Origin of the sequence: Kocuria sp. CPCC 205258, assembly GCF_040981005.1 — a bacterium.
In the GTDB taxonomy this organism is placed as follows: domain Bacteria; phylum Actinomycetota; class Actinomycetes; order Actinomycetales; family Micrococcaceae; genus Kocuria; species Kocuria rosea.
This window is the reverse complement of sequence record NZ_JAVKPS010000014.1, coordinates 23,035-35,684: the sequence shown is the minus strand read 5'-3', so window position 1 is coordinate 35,684 and position 12,650 is coordinate 23,035. Positions and strand designations below refer to the sequence as shown.

The window sequence follows — 12,650 nt, the reverse complement described above, 5'->3', positions numbered from 1 at the left end:
GGGGTGGCCTACCCTCGGTCCATGAGCTCTCGTCGTGTCCTCCCGCCGGTGCGCCGCGTCCCCGCGGCGGGCCTGACCGCGGTCCTCCTGGCGGGGGCGACGGTCCTCGCCGGCTGCTCCCCGGAGCCGGCCGGGCCGCCGGCGGGCGCTCCGGGCGGGACCGGGGCACCGTCGTCGGCCCCCGCGGCGCCGGAGCCGGCCCCGGACCGGCTGGAGGTCGTGGTCACCGGCGACGTCCTGCTCCACCCGGGGCTGTGGGCGCAGGCCGAGGCGGACGGGGACGGGGAGCTGGACTTCGGCCCGCTCGTGGAGGGCCTGCGCCCGTTCACGGAGAACGCCGGCCTCGCCGTCTGCAACATGGAGACCCCGCTCGCCGCGGCCGAGGGCCCCTTCTCCGGGTACCCCTCGTTCGAGGTGCCGCCGCAGATCGTCCCGGCGCTGGCGGACCTCGGCTACGACGCGTGCACCACGGCCTCCAACCATGCGGTGGACGCCGGCCCGGAGGGCCTCGAGCGGACCCTCGACGTCCTGGCGGACGCCGGGATCGCGACCACCGGCACGTACCGCGCCGCCGAGGACGCGCGGGAGCCGCTGGTCCTGGACGCGGACGGCGTGCGGGTGGGCCTGGTGACCGGGACCTACGGGCTCAACGGCAACGTCCCGGACGCCGCGTGGCGCGTGGACCTGCTGGACGTGCCCGAGATGGTCCGCAAGGCGCGCGCGGCCCGGGCGGCGGGGGCGGAGATCGTGCTGGCCGCCGTGCACGCCGGCGAGGAGTACTCCTCGGCGCCCGACCGGCAGCAGCTCGAGGTCACGCACGCGCTCGCCGACAGCGGGGAGTTCGACTTCGTCTACGGCCACCACACGCACTCGGTGCTGCCGATCGAGAAGCGCGGGGACACCTGGATCGTGCACGGCCTGGGCAACAGCGTCTCGGAGCACGCCACCCGGGTGCCGGTCAACAACGAGGGCCTGACGGTCAGCATGTCCTTCGCGCGCGAGGACGGGGAGTGGGTGGCCGGGGACCCGGTGTGGACCCCGCACATCCTCACCCTGGACCCGATCCGGTGGTGCGCGCTGCCGGCCGAGGACGTCTGCCGCTCCCGCGAGGAGGACGCGGCGTCCCTGGCGCGCACCGCGCGGACCGTGGGGTCGATGGGGGCGGAGGCCGACGGCGCCCGCCCGTGGCGTCCTCTCACCCTGGGCCCCGCGGGGGACTAGCGCTCAGTCCTGGTCGAGGGTGACGAGCGCCTGCACCGGGGCGTGGTCGCTGGGGTGGCCCCCCGCGAAGCGGGCGGTGTTGATCGCGGCGCGGCGCACCCGCACGTCGGGGCCGGCCAGCACCCAGTCGATCCGCTCCTCGCCCTCCACGGCCTCGCCGTAGTCCGGGAAGGTGCCCCACGCGGGGGTGAGCCGTTCCTCGGCGGCCGTCCAGGTGTCGGCGAGCAGCCCGGAGCCCACGAGCGTCTCGTACGCCCCGGAGTCCCCCGCCTCCGCGTTGAAGTCCCCGGTGACCAGGGTGGGGGTGTGCGGGTGGAAGCTGTGCACGAGCTCGACCAGGGCCTCCGCGCTGCGGTCCCGGGCGGTCTCGGAGTCGTGGTCGAAGTGGGTGTTGACGAGCACCAGGTCGGTGCCGGTGCCGCGGTCCAGGAAGCGGCCCCAGGTGACGATGCGCGGGATGTCGTTGCCCCAGGTGGTGGAGCCGATGAGCTCCGGGGTGCCGGAGAGCCAGAACTGGTCCCACTCCACCAGCTCCAGGCGCCGGGCGTCGTAGAAGATCGCGGAGTACTCGCCCTTGCTGCCCCCGGCGCGCCCGTAGCCGACCATCCGGTAGCCGGCGGGCAGCGCCTGCTCCACCGCCGGCAGCTGGTGGTGGAGGGCCTCCTGCACCCCGAGCAGCGTGGGCTGCTCGAGCTGCAGCAGCCGCGCCAGCCGGGGCGCGCGGTCGGGCCAGTGGTCCGGGTTCCCGGCGTGCGTGCCGCTGTGGTGGAAGCGGATGTTGTAGCTCATCACGTGCAGGGCGCGGCCCGTGGCGGGACCGATGAGCGGCACCGCGGGATCGGCGACGCCGGGGGTCGTGGAACGGTCGAGAAGGACGGTGTCTGAGGACATCACTGCTCCAGGGTGGGGGAGTGCGGGGGCGTCGTCGTCCCATGGTGGACCGGGCGGCCCGACCACGGTGCCACCGAGGGGGAACCCCCGGTGATCATCCGGTGAACTCGTGGGGTCCTCCACGGGGACCGCGGCCCCGTGGCCGGCGCTGCACGGCTCAGGCATCGGTCACCGCCACGGGGAAGTGCCGGATCTGCCCGGCGGCGAGCTCGTGGACCTCGCCGTCGACGTTCACGCGCACGGGCTCGGCGGGGCCGGGGGCGAGGTAGAGCCGCAACCCGGCGCGGGTGACCTCGACCTGGATGGGCTGGTCCCGGTAGCTGATCGAGAAGGACACCTTGGGCAGCTGCGGGGGGATCGCCGGGTGCAGCCACAGCATGTCGTCCCGGACCTCCAGGCCCGTGTAGCAGCGGGTGAGGATGTCCACGGAGCCGGCCATGGCCCCCAGGTGCACCCCTTCGCGGACCGTGTCCCCCTGGGCGTCCACGAGGTCGCTGTTGAGCGCCCGGGTGAGGAAGGACCAGGAGCTGGGGCGGTCCCGGCGGGCCTCGACCCAGGAGTGCACCACGTTGGAGAGCGTGGACCCGTGCGAGGAGCGGTCGCAGTAGAAGGCGACGGTGGCCCGGACCGCCTCCGCCGGGAAGTCGTAGCCCATCTGCCCCAGCAGCTCCCGCAGCTCCTCCGCGGAGAACAGGTACAGCAGCATCAGGACGTCGGCCTGCTTGGCCAGCCGGTAGTCGTTCGTGGAGCGCCCCTCGGCGTCGAGGATGAGGTCGAGGCGTCCGATGTAGCCGTAGCGGGCCCGGTAGTCCTCCCAGGCGAGCTCCGGCAGCTCCTCGTAGCCCTCGAACTGGGCGAGGACGCCGCCGGCCAGGAACGGCACCCGCAGCCGGGTGCGGACCCGCTCCCAGCGGGCCACCTCGTCCTCCCGCAGGCCCAGGCGCAGCCACAGGGGCCCGCCGTAGTCCTGGCCGAGGCGCTCGACCATCTCGACCGCCCGCGCGAGCAGCCACGCCGTCATGACGTTGGTGTAGGCGTTGTTGCGCAGCCCCGAGCCCGGCGCGCCCGGGGCGCCGTCGTGGAACTCGTCCGGGCCCATCACCCCGGTGATCACGTACCGGTCGTCCTCGGGGTCGTGCACCGCGAGGCTCGAGAAGAACCGGGCGATCTCCACCACGAGCTCGGCGCCCTGCTCGATCAGGAAGCGGGTGTCGTTCGTGGCCTGGTAGTACTGCCACACGCTGTGCGCGACCGCCAGCCCCACGTGGCGCTGCAGCCGCGAGTGGTCCGGGATCCACCGGCCGGTGCGGGGGTTGAACAGCGCCCGCGGGGTCTCCTCGCGGCCGTCGCTGCCGCTCTGCCACGGGAACATGGCCCCCTCGTGGCCGGCCGCGCGGGCCGCCGCCCGCGCCTCGGGCAGGCGCCGGTACCGGTAGGCCAGCAGCGCCCGGGTCCACTCGGGCCGGCGGAGGGTGAGCATGGGGTAGACGAACATCTCGTCCCAGAACACGTGGCCGCGGTAGCCCTCGCCGTGCAGCCCGCGGGGCGGGACGCCGGCGTCCAGGTCCGGGTGCGCGGCCGCCACCGACTGCAGGACGTGGAAGGTGTTGAGGTTCACGGCCAGGCCCTGCTGGCCGCCGGCGTCGGTGGCCACGGCGAAGGCGGACCACAGGGCCTGCCACGCGACCACGTGGGCGGAGAGCAGCTCGTCGAAGCCGCCCGCCCGCTCCAGCAGCGTGGACGCGGCGTGCGCGGGCGTGGCGATCGCCCGGTCCTGCGAGGTCACGAGGGCGACGACCTTCTCGACCCGCACGGCCCGCCCCGGGTCCATCCGCAGCCGCAGCTCGTGGCCCACCACGCCGGGCGCGGGCCGGGACGGGACCCGGGAGAGCAGCCGGTCCTCCGTGCCACTGCGGAGCACCCGGGTGCGGGCGGCCACGGCGATCCGGACGCCGGACCAGGACGTGGCCACCTCGACCCGTGCGGTCCCGTGGCCCAGGTCCTCGAGCCGGGCGTCGGCCAGGTGCCGGCCGGCCAGGGCGGCGTGCTCCGCGACGTTGCGGTTGCGGACGTCGGCGTCCACGAGGCTGCGCACGGTCAGGGTCCCGCTCCAGTCCTCGGCCTCGAAGACCGTCTCCTGCCCCGCCAGGTGGCGCTGGTCCTGGGAGACGAACCGGCGGGTGGTCACGCGGGTGGTGCGCCCGGCCTCGTCCCGGAAGCGCAGGGTGCGGGTCAGCACCCCGGTGCGCAGGTCGAGGTCCTGGTGGTGCTCCAGCACGTTGTCCGGGGTGGGCTCGAACCAGTAGCCGTCCTGGACGCGGTACTGCACCAGCAGCCAGTTGGGGGCGTTCACGAGGTCCTCGTGCTCCAGGACGAGACCGGCGGTCTCGGAGCGCAGCCGGTTGTAGACGCCCGCGAGGTAGGTGCCGGGGTAGTGCGTGCCGTCGGCCCGGGACTCGCTCGCGGCGCCGCGCACGGCCATGTACCCGTTGCCGAGGGTGCACAGCGACTCCCGCATCCCCTCGCGCGGCGGGTCGAGGCTGGCGTAGGTCAGGTTCCACGGGCTGCCCCCGCCGCCGCAGCCGCCGGCCCAGTCGGAGTCCTCCGGGGCGGTGGCGACCGGGATGTCGAGGTCCGTGAGGTCGTCCACCACGAGGTGGGCGCCGGCGGCGAGCAGCCGGCCCCGCCGGCCCGCGCCGTCGAGCCCCACGACGAGCCCGAAGCCGTGGGTCACGGCGGTCCGCACCAGGCGGTCGCTGTCGCTGACCACCACGATGTGCTCGGGCTCCACCGCCAGCCGGCGGGAGGCGAGCAGCAGGGAGGCGGCCGGCGGGTGCCGGTCCGGCCCGTCCCGGCCCGCGGCGCCGTCCCGCGGCGGATCGCCCGCCACCACGATGTCCGCCGGCGGTCCCGCGTCCAGCTCCGGGTGGGTGGTGACCAGGGCCGTGAGCACGCCCTCGGCGCGCAGGCGGGCGAAGAGCTCAGTGGCCCCCGCCTCGTGGCGCGGGTGCAGGACTGCCCCGCCGGGGCGTATCGGGACCGGGGCGGCGTCGTCGCCGGCGCGGGCGGTGTCGGCGGGGCCCGGTGCGGCCCCCGCCGGTGCGAGGGCGAGCACCACCGCTCCGTAGGTGCTCCTGCCGTGGACGGCAGGCTGCTCCAGGACGCCGCTCATGCGGTCATTGTGCCACCTGCCTCCGTCAGGAGCCGGAGGCGGGCGGTGCGTCAGTTGATGGTGCTGAGACGGATGGTCTCGGGCAGCCCCAGGATCTGCTCGATGACCTCCCGGGTCACGCCGTTGCCGGCGTCCGTGACGAGGTAGCCGGTGTCCCCGCGGGTGGACAGCTGCTGGCGGTCGATGTTGATGCCGTGGTCGCCGAGCACGCTGTTGACGGTCGCCAGCACGCCCGGGACGTTGCGGTGCAGGTGCAGGATGCGGGTGCCGTTGACGGCGGTGTCCAGCTGGACCTGCGGCATGTTCACCGACAGGGTCGTGGAGCCCGAGGTCGCGAAGGACGAGAGCTTACCGGCCACGAACCGCCCGATGTCCACCTGCGCCTCCTGCGTGGAGCCGCCGATGTGCGGGGTGAGGATCACGTTGGGCAGGCCCTGCAGCACCGAGGTGAACGGGTCCCCGGCCACCTTGGGCTCGTTGGGGAAGACGTCCACCGAGGCGCCGGCGATGTGCCCGCTGACCAGGGCGTCGCGCAGCGCGTTGTAGTCGACCACCATGCCGCGGCACAGGTTCAGGAACAGGGACCGGGGACGCATCCGCTCGAACTGCTCCCGGCCGAAGAGGTTGTTGTTGCTGGTGCGCCCGTCCACGTGCAGCGAGACGGTCTCGACCCGTTCCAGCAGCTCTTCCAGCGTGTCGCAGCGCTGGGCGTTGCCCAGGGGCAGGCGGTCCACCACGTCGTAGTAGTAGACCCGCATGCCGAGGGTCTCGGCGAGCACGGACAGCTGGGAGCCGATGTTGCCGTAGCCCACGATGCCGATGGTGCGGCCGCGGACCTCGTGGGCGCCCTCGGCGGACTTGTCCCACACGCCCTCGTGCATGCCCTTGTTCTTGTCCGTGAGGTGCCGGGCCATCGAGATGATCTCGGCGATCGCGAGCTCCACCACGGACCGGGTGTTGGAGTAGGGGGCGTTGAAGCACGTCACGGCGTGCTCGGTGGCGGCCGCCAGGTCGATCTGGTTCGTGCCGATGCAGAAGGCCCCCACGGACAGCAGCTGCGGGTGGGCCTCGAACACCTCCCGGGTCACGTGGGTCTTCGACCGGATGCCGAGCAGCTCGACGCCCTCGAGGGCGTCGACGAGCTCTCCGGTGTCGAGGGCGCCCTTGCGGGTCTCGACCTCGATGCCCTTCTCGGACAGGATGCGTTCGGCCTCGGGGTGGACGTTCTCCAGGAGCAGTGCTTTCACAGTCGCCCAGTCTATGGCTACGGCGCAGGGGACCGCGACGCCGGGCGTCACCCCGCGGCCGATGTGGCCCGGATCACCCGGCTCCGCGGGGGGCCGTCCCGCGCGGAGCACGTGGACGTTCCGCCGGCGGACGCAGGTCTACTAAGCAGTACTTCCACTGTTGCGGGCCGGCCGGTGACGGGCGTGTGCCTTCGCGAATAGCATCGCGAGCACCCCCTCAGGCGCGGCCCCCGGGCCGCACCGGCAGCCCTCATCCCCCAGGAGGACCAGCACATGATCCCTCAGCACCGCGACCCCGCGACCGCGCGCTCCTCGGACCGTCCGCGCCGCCGGCGCCGGACCGCGGCGGCGCTCGCGCTCGCCGTCGCCCTTCCCCTCGGTGCCGCCGCACCTGCCGCCGCGGACGCCAACTTCCCCGCCACGGAGGGGAGGACCAGCATCTCGAGCATCCTGACCCCCGACGACGTGGAGCGGGAGCTGCAGAAGCTGGAGCGGACCAGCCGCCACGGTGTCGACGCCTTCACCCTCGCCGAGGCCGGCATGGAGGTGAGCACCTCCGAACAGGGCCGGGACCTGTGGGTCGCGACCGTCGGCTCGGGGCCGGAGCACGTGTGGCTCCAGGGCCGGATCCACGGCAACGAGCCCTACGGCACCGACGCCCTGCTGAGCCTGCTCAAGGAGCTCGGCACCAACGGCTCGGCCGAGTACGAGCTGCTGCGCTCGACGTTCACCTTCCACGTCGTCCCCATGTACAACCCGGACGGCGCCGAGGCCAACATCCGGCACACCGTCCTGTGGGACCAGGTCTCCGGTGCGCCGGAGGACGGAACGCCGCAGCGCATCGACCTCAACCGCGACTGGACGGCCGAGGGCTTCGCGGCCGACGAGTCCCGCGCCTTCTACGAGTACTGGACGACGGTCGACCCGGCCTGGGGCGTGGACATCCACCACCAGGGCCTCAAGACGCAGTACGGGACCGGCGACGACGTCACGCTGTCCCTGGGCATCTCCCTCGCTCCCGGCGGACCGACCCTGCCGGGGCTCGAGGGCGGGGCCTACGACCGGCTCACCCGGCAGATGAACGTGCACGTCTACGACGAGCTCTCGAAGTACGGCTCCATCAACATCGACCGCTACCAGGTGGGCGGCAGCTACGAGATCGACATCAAGGGCGGTGTCGTCTCGGCGATGATGCTCGGCCTGGACCACGGCGGGCTCAACCCCGAGGGGCACTCCCACCCGGTGGTGTTCTTCGAGACCTCGGGCAACTCCTCGGACGGCAGCCTCGGCCAGAAGGCCCGCGGCAAGAGCGTGCGGCAGAACGTGCTCGCCGTGAAGGAGCTGCTGCTCGGCCTGGCCACCGGGGAGGTGCAACAGGAGGACCCGCAGCGCTGGGACGAGATCCCGCACGCCCCGGTCACCGGCTACCAGACCGACTACGCCGGGGTGATCCCGGTCGGCTGAGCCCGGCCGCCGGGCCCGGCGGCGCCGGCCGGTCCGGGGTCATCAAAAAAAGACGAAGCGGGACATCCGTCGGATGTCCCGCTTCGCCTGTGTGGTGCGCGAGGGGGGAGTTGAACCCCCACGCCCTTTCGGGCACACGGACCTGAACCGTGCGCGTCTGCCTATTCCGCCACTCGCGCTGATGGATCACAGCGGCGGACCGCTGTGGGCAACGACGACAATCCTACCCACAGTCGCCCCCGTTGGCCAATCGTGGTCTCCGGCCTGCCGTCAGTAGGCTTGCCGCATCCCGGTCAGGGATCGACGAGGGCACACAGGGGGCACGGATGGAACCCGACAGGGAGAATCTCGAGGAGAAGCGCAAGGAGCTGGGCAGGACGGACGAGCCGCTCGAGGACGAGCTGGTCGAGGAGTTCGAGAACACGGTCACCGAGGGCGCGGAGCGCCTGACCCGCACGTGGCGGGCGATGATCATCACCGGGCTCTTCGGGGGCATCGACGTGGGGGTGGGCATCCTCGCCTACCTGGCGGTCAAGGAGGCCACCGGATCGGACCTGCTGGCCGGCGCGGCGTTCGGCTTCGGGCTGCTCGCGCTCCAGCTCGCCCACTCGGAGCTGTTCACGGAGAACTTCCTGGTGCCCATCTACGCCGTCGTCTCCCGGCACAGCACCTGGTGGCAGCTGGCGCGCTTCTGGACGGTGACCCTGCTGACCAACCTCCTGGGCGGATGGCTGTTCACCTGGTTGATCGTGGCGGGGTTCCCGCAGTTCCACGACGTCCTGGAGGAGTCGGCGACCACGTACCTCGAGGGGGGCCTCACGGTGGAGTCGGCCGCTCTGGCGCTGCTGGCCGGCAGCACCATCACGCTCGGGACGCGGATGAGCCAGGGATCCAGCAACGAGGTGGTGCACACCGCCATCGCGCTCATCGACGGCCTGCTGGTCGTCGGGCTGGGCATGCTGCACGGTGCGCTGAACTCGGCGGTCATCTTCGGGGCGATGCACGCGGGCGCCGACATCTCCTACACGGAGTGGCTGGTGTGGATGCTGTGGGTCATCCCGCTGAACATGGTGGGCGGGCTCGTCATCATCACGATGCCGCGGCTCATCCGCACGCTCGAGCTGATCAAGAAGGAGCGCGGGCAGCAGGAGCGCGAGCACGCCGCCGACGGGCGGGTGGTCTGAGGCTCAGGCGACCACGAGCCCGGTGGTCAGGGCGAAGGCCCCCCACAGGCCCGTCAGGGCGAAGAGGGTGATCGGGGCGAGCAGCGCGATCTCCGCGGCCGAGCCGGCGTTGCCGATCAGCGGCACCGTGAGGAAGGACCGGTTCTTGTACACCGACCGGGGCAGCGGCAGCGGCATCCGCAGTGGGTAGAGCAGGTGGATCCCGCGCGTGGTCACCAGGTCCCCGGCCAGGTGCGCGACCACCCCCGTGGCCACGGCTGCGGCGAACCACCACTCGTGGGCGGGCGGGTGCAGCCCCACCAGGATGCCCAGCCCGATCCCCACGACCCAGTTGAGCTTCGCGACCCGGTCCGGCACGAAGGCGAGCACCTGCACCGCGAAGGCGATGAGGAGCACGGACATCACCGCGGCGAGCGGCCACACCCAGCCGAGGCCCTCGACCGGGATCCCGATCTTCTGCGCCGCGGCGGCCAGGCCGGTGAACACCGCCACGCCCAGCACGGAGTGGGTGCCGCGCCGGTGCCCGCCGGAGAGCCGGCAGATCCCGCGGGCCAGCCAGGTGGACAGCGGACGCAGGGACCGGGCCACGGTCCCGTCCGGGTGGTCGAGGTCCGGCAGCAGCGCCGCCCCGGCGGTGACGAGCGCGCCGGTGAGGACACCGGTGTCGCCGACGTCCAGGACGCCCCAGCCGATCGGGACGGTGAGGTCCTGGAGGTGCAGCTGGTAGTCGGCGGTCAGCGCCACCCACGCGGCCGCCCCGCAGGCCGCATGGCTCGGTCCCATCATGGAAGTGATGTCCTCCTCGGATTTTCGGTGCGGTGGGGTCAGAGCGACCTCACCAGCGGAAACACTAGAGTCCCAGCCGGACAGCACAGTGCCGGGGACTGCCCGGGGGCGCCCGGTGACACCGGATCCCCCGGGTCCGTAGGCTGACGGCCAGGACTCCGCCGACGGAAGGACAGCGCCGTGCTCCGATCCGATCGCTCCGGTGCGGGGGCGCCCACCCTGCTGCTGCTCCCGGGGCTGCTGTGCACCCAGCGGCTGTGGGACCGGGCACGGCCGCTGCTCGAGGCCTTCCACGACGTGCTCACGGTGGACCTGCCGGGCGTCGGCGGCGGCGAGCTCCCGGAGGGAGCCGCCGACCTGGAGGCGTACGCGGACCGGGTGTGCGAGGTGCTCGACGCCGAGGGGATCGAGCGTTGCGTGTGGGTGGGCCACTCGCTGGGCGGCTACGTGCTGGCGGCGGCCCTGGAGCGCCACGCCGACCGGATCAGCCACGCCGTCCTGGCCTACAGCACCACCGAGGCCGACGACGCGTCGGCCCGCGCCGGCCGGGACCGGGGGATCGACGCCGTGCGGGAGCACGGCGTCGCCGCCTACGCGGACCGGCAGATGCCCCGGACGTTCCGGGAGGACGCCCGCGAGGAGGACGTCGAGGCCGCGCTCCGGCAGGCCCGGGACTGGCCGGAGGACGCCGTGGTCCGGGCCCTGGAGGCCATGCGGGACCGGCCGGACCGCACACCCCTGCTGCTCGAGCACACCGAGCTGCCGGTGCTGCTCATCCAGGGGGACGACGACCCTGCCATCGACGCCCTCGACCCGGAGGAGGGCCACGTGACGCGGATCGTCACGGACACCGCGCACATGGGCGTGCTCACCGACCCGCACACCTTCGCGGGCATCGTGCACGGCTGGGTGGCCGACGAGCTCGAGCGCTCTGCCTGACCGGCCCCCGTCGGGGGCAGGGCGTCAGGGGGCTGCCACGGACCGCCACCCCGCGGAGTCCACCTCGACGACGACGGGCGCCCGGCCGCGCACGCTCCGCCGCCGCAGCGCCGCCTCGATGTCACCCGCGGGGGCGGCGACCACGAAGGTCTCGCCGCGGAACAGGTCGGCGGAGTCCTCGACGAGCGAGACCAGCTCCTCGGCGCCGCGGGCCGTGAACCGCTCGGCCACGCGCAGGCGCGCGGTCCACGGCGGGGGAGGGACGGCGTCGTCGAGGAGGACGGCCGTGGCCGGGCACTGCAGGTCGGTCATGACCCCAGTCTTCCCCTCGGGTCGCGGCGGGGGAAGGCGGGAGCCGCAGAGCACGGCCACCGGTCCCGGCCGACCGCTCAGTCCAGGGACTTGGGCCGCCACGGCAGCTGCTGGTCGCAGCCGGGGGTGAGCCAGGCCTTCACGAAGCCGCCGGACTGGTAGACGAACTCCCGCAGGTGACCCCGCGGCACGGCCGGGTAGTCGAAGGAGAGCACGTCCAGCTCCCCGGCGTAGCAGCGTTCCAGCAGCAGGCGGGAGCGGGCGACGTGCTGACGGTAGGTGAGCGCGCTGACGTGCTCCCACCCCCGCTGCTCGCTGAGCGCGCGCAGCTCCATGGCCTCGCCCTGGGTGGTCGAGGGGTCGGGGCGGAAGCAGATCACCTCGTAGTCCTGCTCGCCGCCCCCCGCGCAGGTCTGCGCGGCCCGCGTGTAGTACACCCGGCCCGAGGCGTCGCCGAGGTCGCCGGTGCCGGGATTCGCCACGACCAGCACGGGCGCCACCCCGGCGTCCATGAGCCGCAGCGCCTCGGCCATGCGGGTCCGGTCCGGCGGGCCCAGCACGAGCAGGGCGTCCGAGCGCGCCGGGACGTCGGTCCGGGGGTGCTGGAAGGCCGTCCAGCCGGCGATCAGCCAGACCAGGAGCAGCGCGAGCACCGGGACGAGCACCCAGGTCGCCCGGGCAGGGCGGTGGACGGGGCGGCGGGTGGTGCGGGCACTGCGGGGCATCGGGGCCGCTCCTCGCCGGTCGTGGGGACGGAGTCCGGATCAGCCGACATTGTCGCACCCGCCGCTGGGCGCGGCCGCCGTGTGACGGGCCGAGGCCGCCCGGGCGGGCCGGTGCGGGCCTACGATGTAGCACGCCGGTGCGGTGCGCGCGGGCGTGCCGCGCGGACGTGCCGTGCGCACCGCAGGTCGAGGACCGAGGAGGACGGACCGCATGACGGTGGAGGACGAGACCGGGGTGCTGTGCCGGGTGCCCATGCGCTGGGGCGACATGGACCCGTACGGGCACGTGAACAACGTGGAGGTCGTGCGGCTGCTCGAGGAGTCTCGGATCGCGGCCCTGGGCGTGCCCGTGGGCACCGGCGACCAGGTGGAGCCCCCGCTGATCCCGTTCTTCTCCGCGCTGCCGGAGGGCACCCAGGCGCTGATCACCGAGAACCGGATCAGGTACCTCCGCCCCCTCGAGTACCGCAACACGCCGGTGGAGGTCCGGGTGTGGGTCGTCTCCGCCCGCGGCGGGGCGCTGACGCTGGGCTTCGAGATCACCGACGTGGTCTCGCGCCGGGCGTGCGTGCGGGCCGAGACCCAGCTCGCGTTCTTCGTGCCCGCCACGGGGACGGTGCTGCGCATCTCGGCGGAGCAGCAGGAGCTCCTCGCCCCGCACGCGGGCCCGCGCGTCTTCCGCTGACCCGCGCGCCCCGCGGCGGGGTGC

The 12,650-nt window shown here is 73.5% G+C and carries 11 protein-coding genes and 1 tRNA gene; 5 read left to right on the top strand and 7 right to left on the bottom strand.

From position 1 onward, the window contains the following. The first annotated feature begins 21 nt into the window (after nucleotides 1-21). On the top strand, nucleotides 22-1,221 hold the full coding sequence (locus tag RF644_RS17085; RefSeq protein ID WP_368797391.1) for a CapA family protein: 1,200 nt from the start codon (nucleotides 22-24) through the stop codon (nucleotides 1,219-1,221). Nucleotides 1,222-1,224: 3 nt separating this feature from the next. Here RF644_RS17085 and RF644_RS17080 read toward each other — a convergent pair whose 3' ends face one another. The 3 genes from RF644_RS17080 to serA all read right to left on the bottom strand — a co-directional run bounded on the left by RF644_RS17080 (nucleotide 1,225) and on the right by serA (nucleotide 6,531). Then, a complete protein-coding gene (locus tag RF644_RS17080) occupies nucleotides 1,225-2,112 on the bottom strand; it encodes an endonuclease/exonuclease/phosphatase family protein (RefSeq protein ID WP_368797390.1) in 888 nt (295 codons plus the stop codon). Nucleotides 2,113-2,269: 157 nt separating this feature from the next. Further along, nucleotides 2,270-5,284 carry a glycosyl hydrolase family 65 protein gene (locus tag RF644_RS17075; RefSeq protein WP_368797389.1) on the bottom strand — a complete coding sequence of 1,005 codons (3,015 nt, stop codon included), beginning with the start codon at nucleotides 5,282-5,284 and terminating at the stop codon, nucleotides 2,270-2,272. A 50-nt stretch (nucleotides 5,285-5,334) separates the two neighbouring features. Then, nucleotides 5,335-6,531 (bottom strand): phosphoglycerate dehydrogenase, encoded by a 1,197-nt coding sequence (gene serA / locus RF644_RS17070; protein WP_133411412.1) that lies wholly within the window; start codon nucleotides 6,529-6,531, stop codon nucleotides 5,335-5,337. A 273-nt stretch (nucleotides 6,532-6,804) separates the two neighbouring features. Between serA and RF644_RS17065 the strand changes: the two genes are divergently transcribed. Then, nucleotides 6,805-7,995 carry a M14 family zinc carboxypeptidase gene (locus RF644_RS17065; RefSeq protein ID WP_368797388.1) on the top strand — a complete coding sequence of 397 codons (1,191 nt, stop codon included), beginning with the start codon at nucleotides 6,805-6,807 and terminating at the stop codon, nucleotides 7,993-7,995. Between the two features lie 92 nt (nucleotides 7,996-8,087). Here the strand turns inward: RF644_RS17065 and RF644_RS17060 are convergent. Next, a tRNA-Leu gene (locus tag RF644_RS17060) sits at nucleotides 8,088-8,174 on the bottom strand. Between the two features lie 147 nt (nucleotides 8,175-8,321). On the opposite strand from RF644_RS17060, the gene RF644_RS17055 reads away from it, so the two are divergent. Next, nucleotides 8,322-9,179: a formate/nitrite transporter family protein gene (locus tag RF644_RS17055; protein ID WP_368797387.1), complete on the top strand. Its 858-nt coding sequence runs from the start codon at nucleotides 8,322-8,324 to the stop codon at nucleotides 9,177-9,179. A 3-nt stretch (nucleotides 9,180-9,182) separates the two neighbouring features. Here RF644_RS17055 and RF644_RS17050 read toward each other — a convergent pair whose 3' ends face one another. Beyond that, on the bottom strand, nucleotides 9,183-9,965 hold the full coding sequence (locus RF644_RS17050; protein ID WP_368797386.1) for a metal-dependent hydrolase: 783 nt from the start codon (nucleotides 9,963-9,965) through the stop codon (nucleotides 9,183-9,185). A 180-nt stretch (nucleotides 9,966-10,145) separates the two neighbouring features. Between RF644_RS17050 and RF644_RS17045 the strand changes: the two genes are divergently transcribed. Continuing rightward, complete coding sequence (locus RF644_RS17045; protein ID WP_368797385.1) at nucleotides 10,146-10,904, top strand: alpha/beta fold hydrolase; 759 nt, start codon at nucleotides 10,146-10,148, stop codon at nucleotides 10,902-10,904. A 24-nt stretch (nucleotides 10,905-10,928) separates the two neighbouring features. Here RF644_RS17045 and RF644_RS17040 read toward each other — a convergent pair whose 3' ends face one another. Next, entirely contained in the window at nucleotides 10,929-11,216 is a 288-nt protein-coding gene (locus RF644_RS17040) for a hypothetical protein (protein ID WP_035925795.1), read from the bottom strand. 77 nt (nucleotides 11,217-11,293) lie between these two features. Next, on the bottom strand, nucleotides 11,294-11,941 hold the full coding sequence (locus RF644_RS17035; RefSeq protein ID WP_368797384.1) for a YdcF family protein: 648 nt from the start codon (nucleotides 11,939-11,941) through the stop codon (nucleotides 11,294-11,296). 211 nt (nucleotides 11,942-12,152) lie between these two features. On the opposite strand from RF644_RS17035, the gene RF644_RS17030 reads away from it, so the two are divergent. Continuing rightward, on the top strand, nucleotides 12,153-12,626 hold the full coding sequence (locus RF644_RS17030; RefSeq protein ID WP_017834068.1) for a thioesterase family protein: 474 nt from the start codon (nucleotides 12,153-12,155) through the stop codon (nucleotides 12,624-12,626). Nucleotides 12,627-12,650 lie beyond the last annotated feature (24 nt).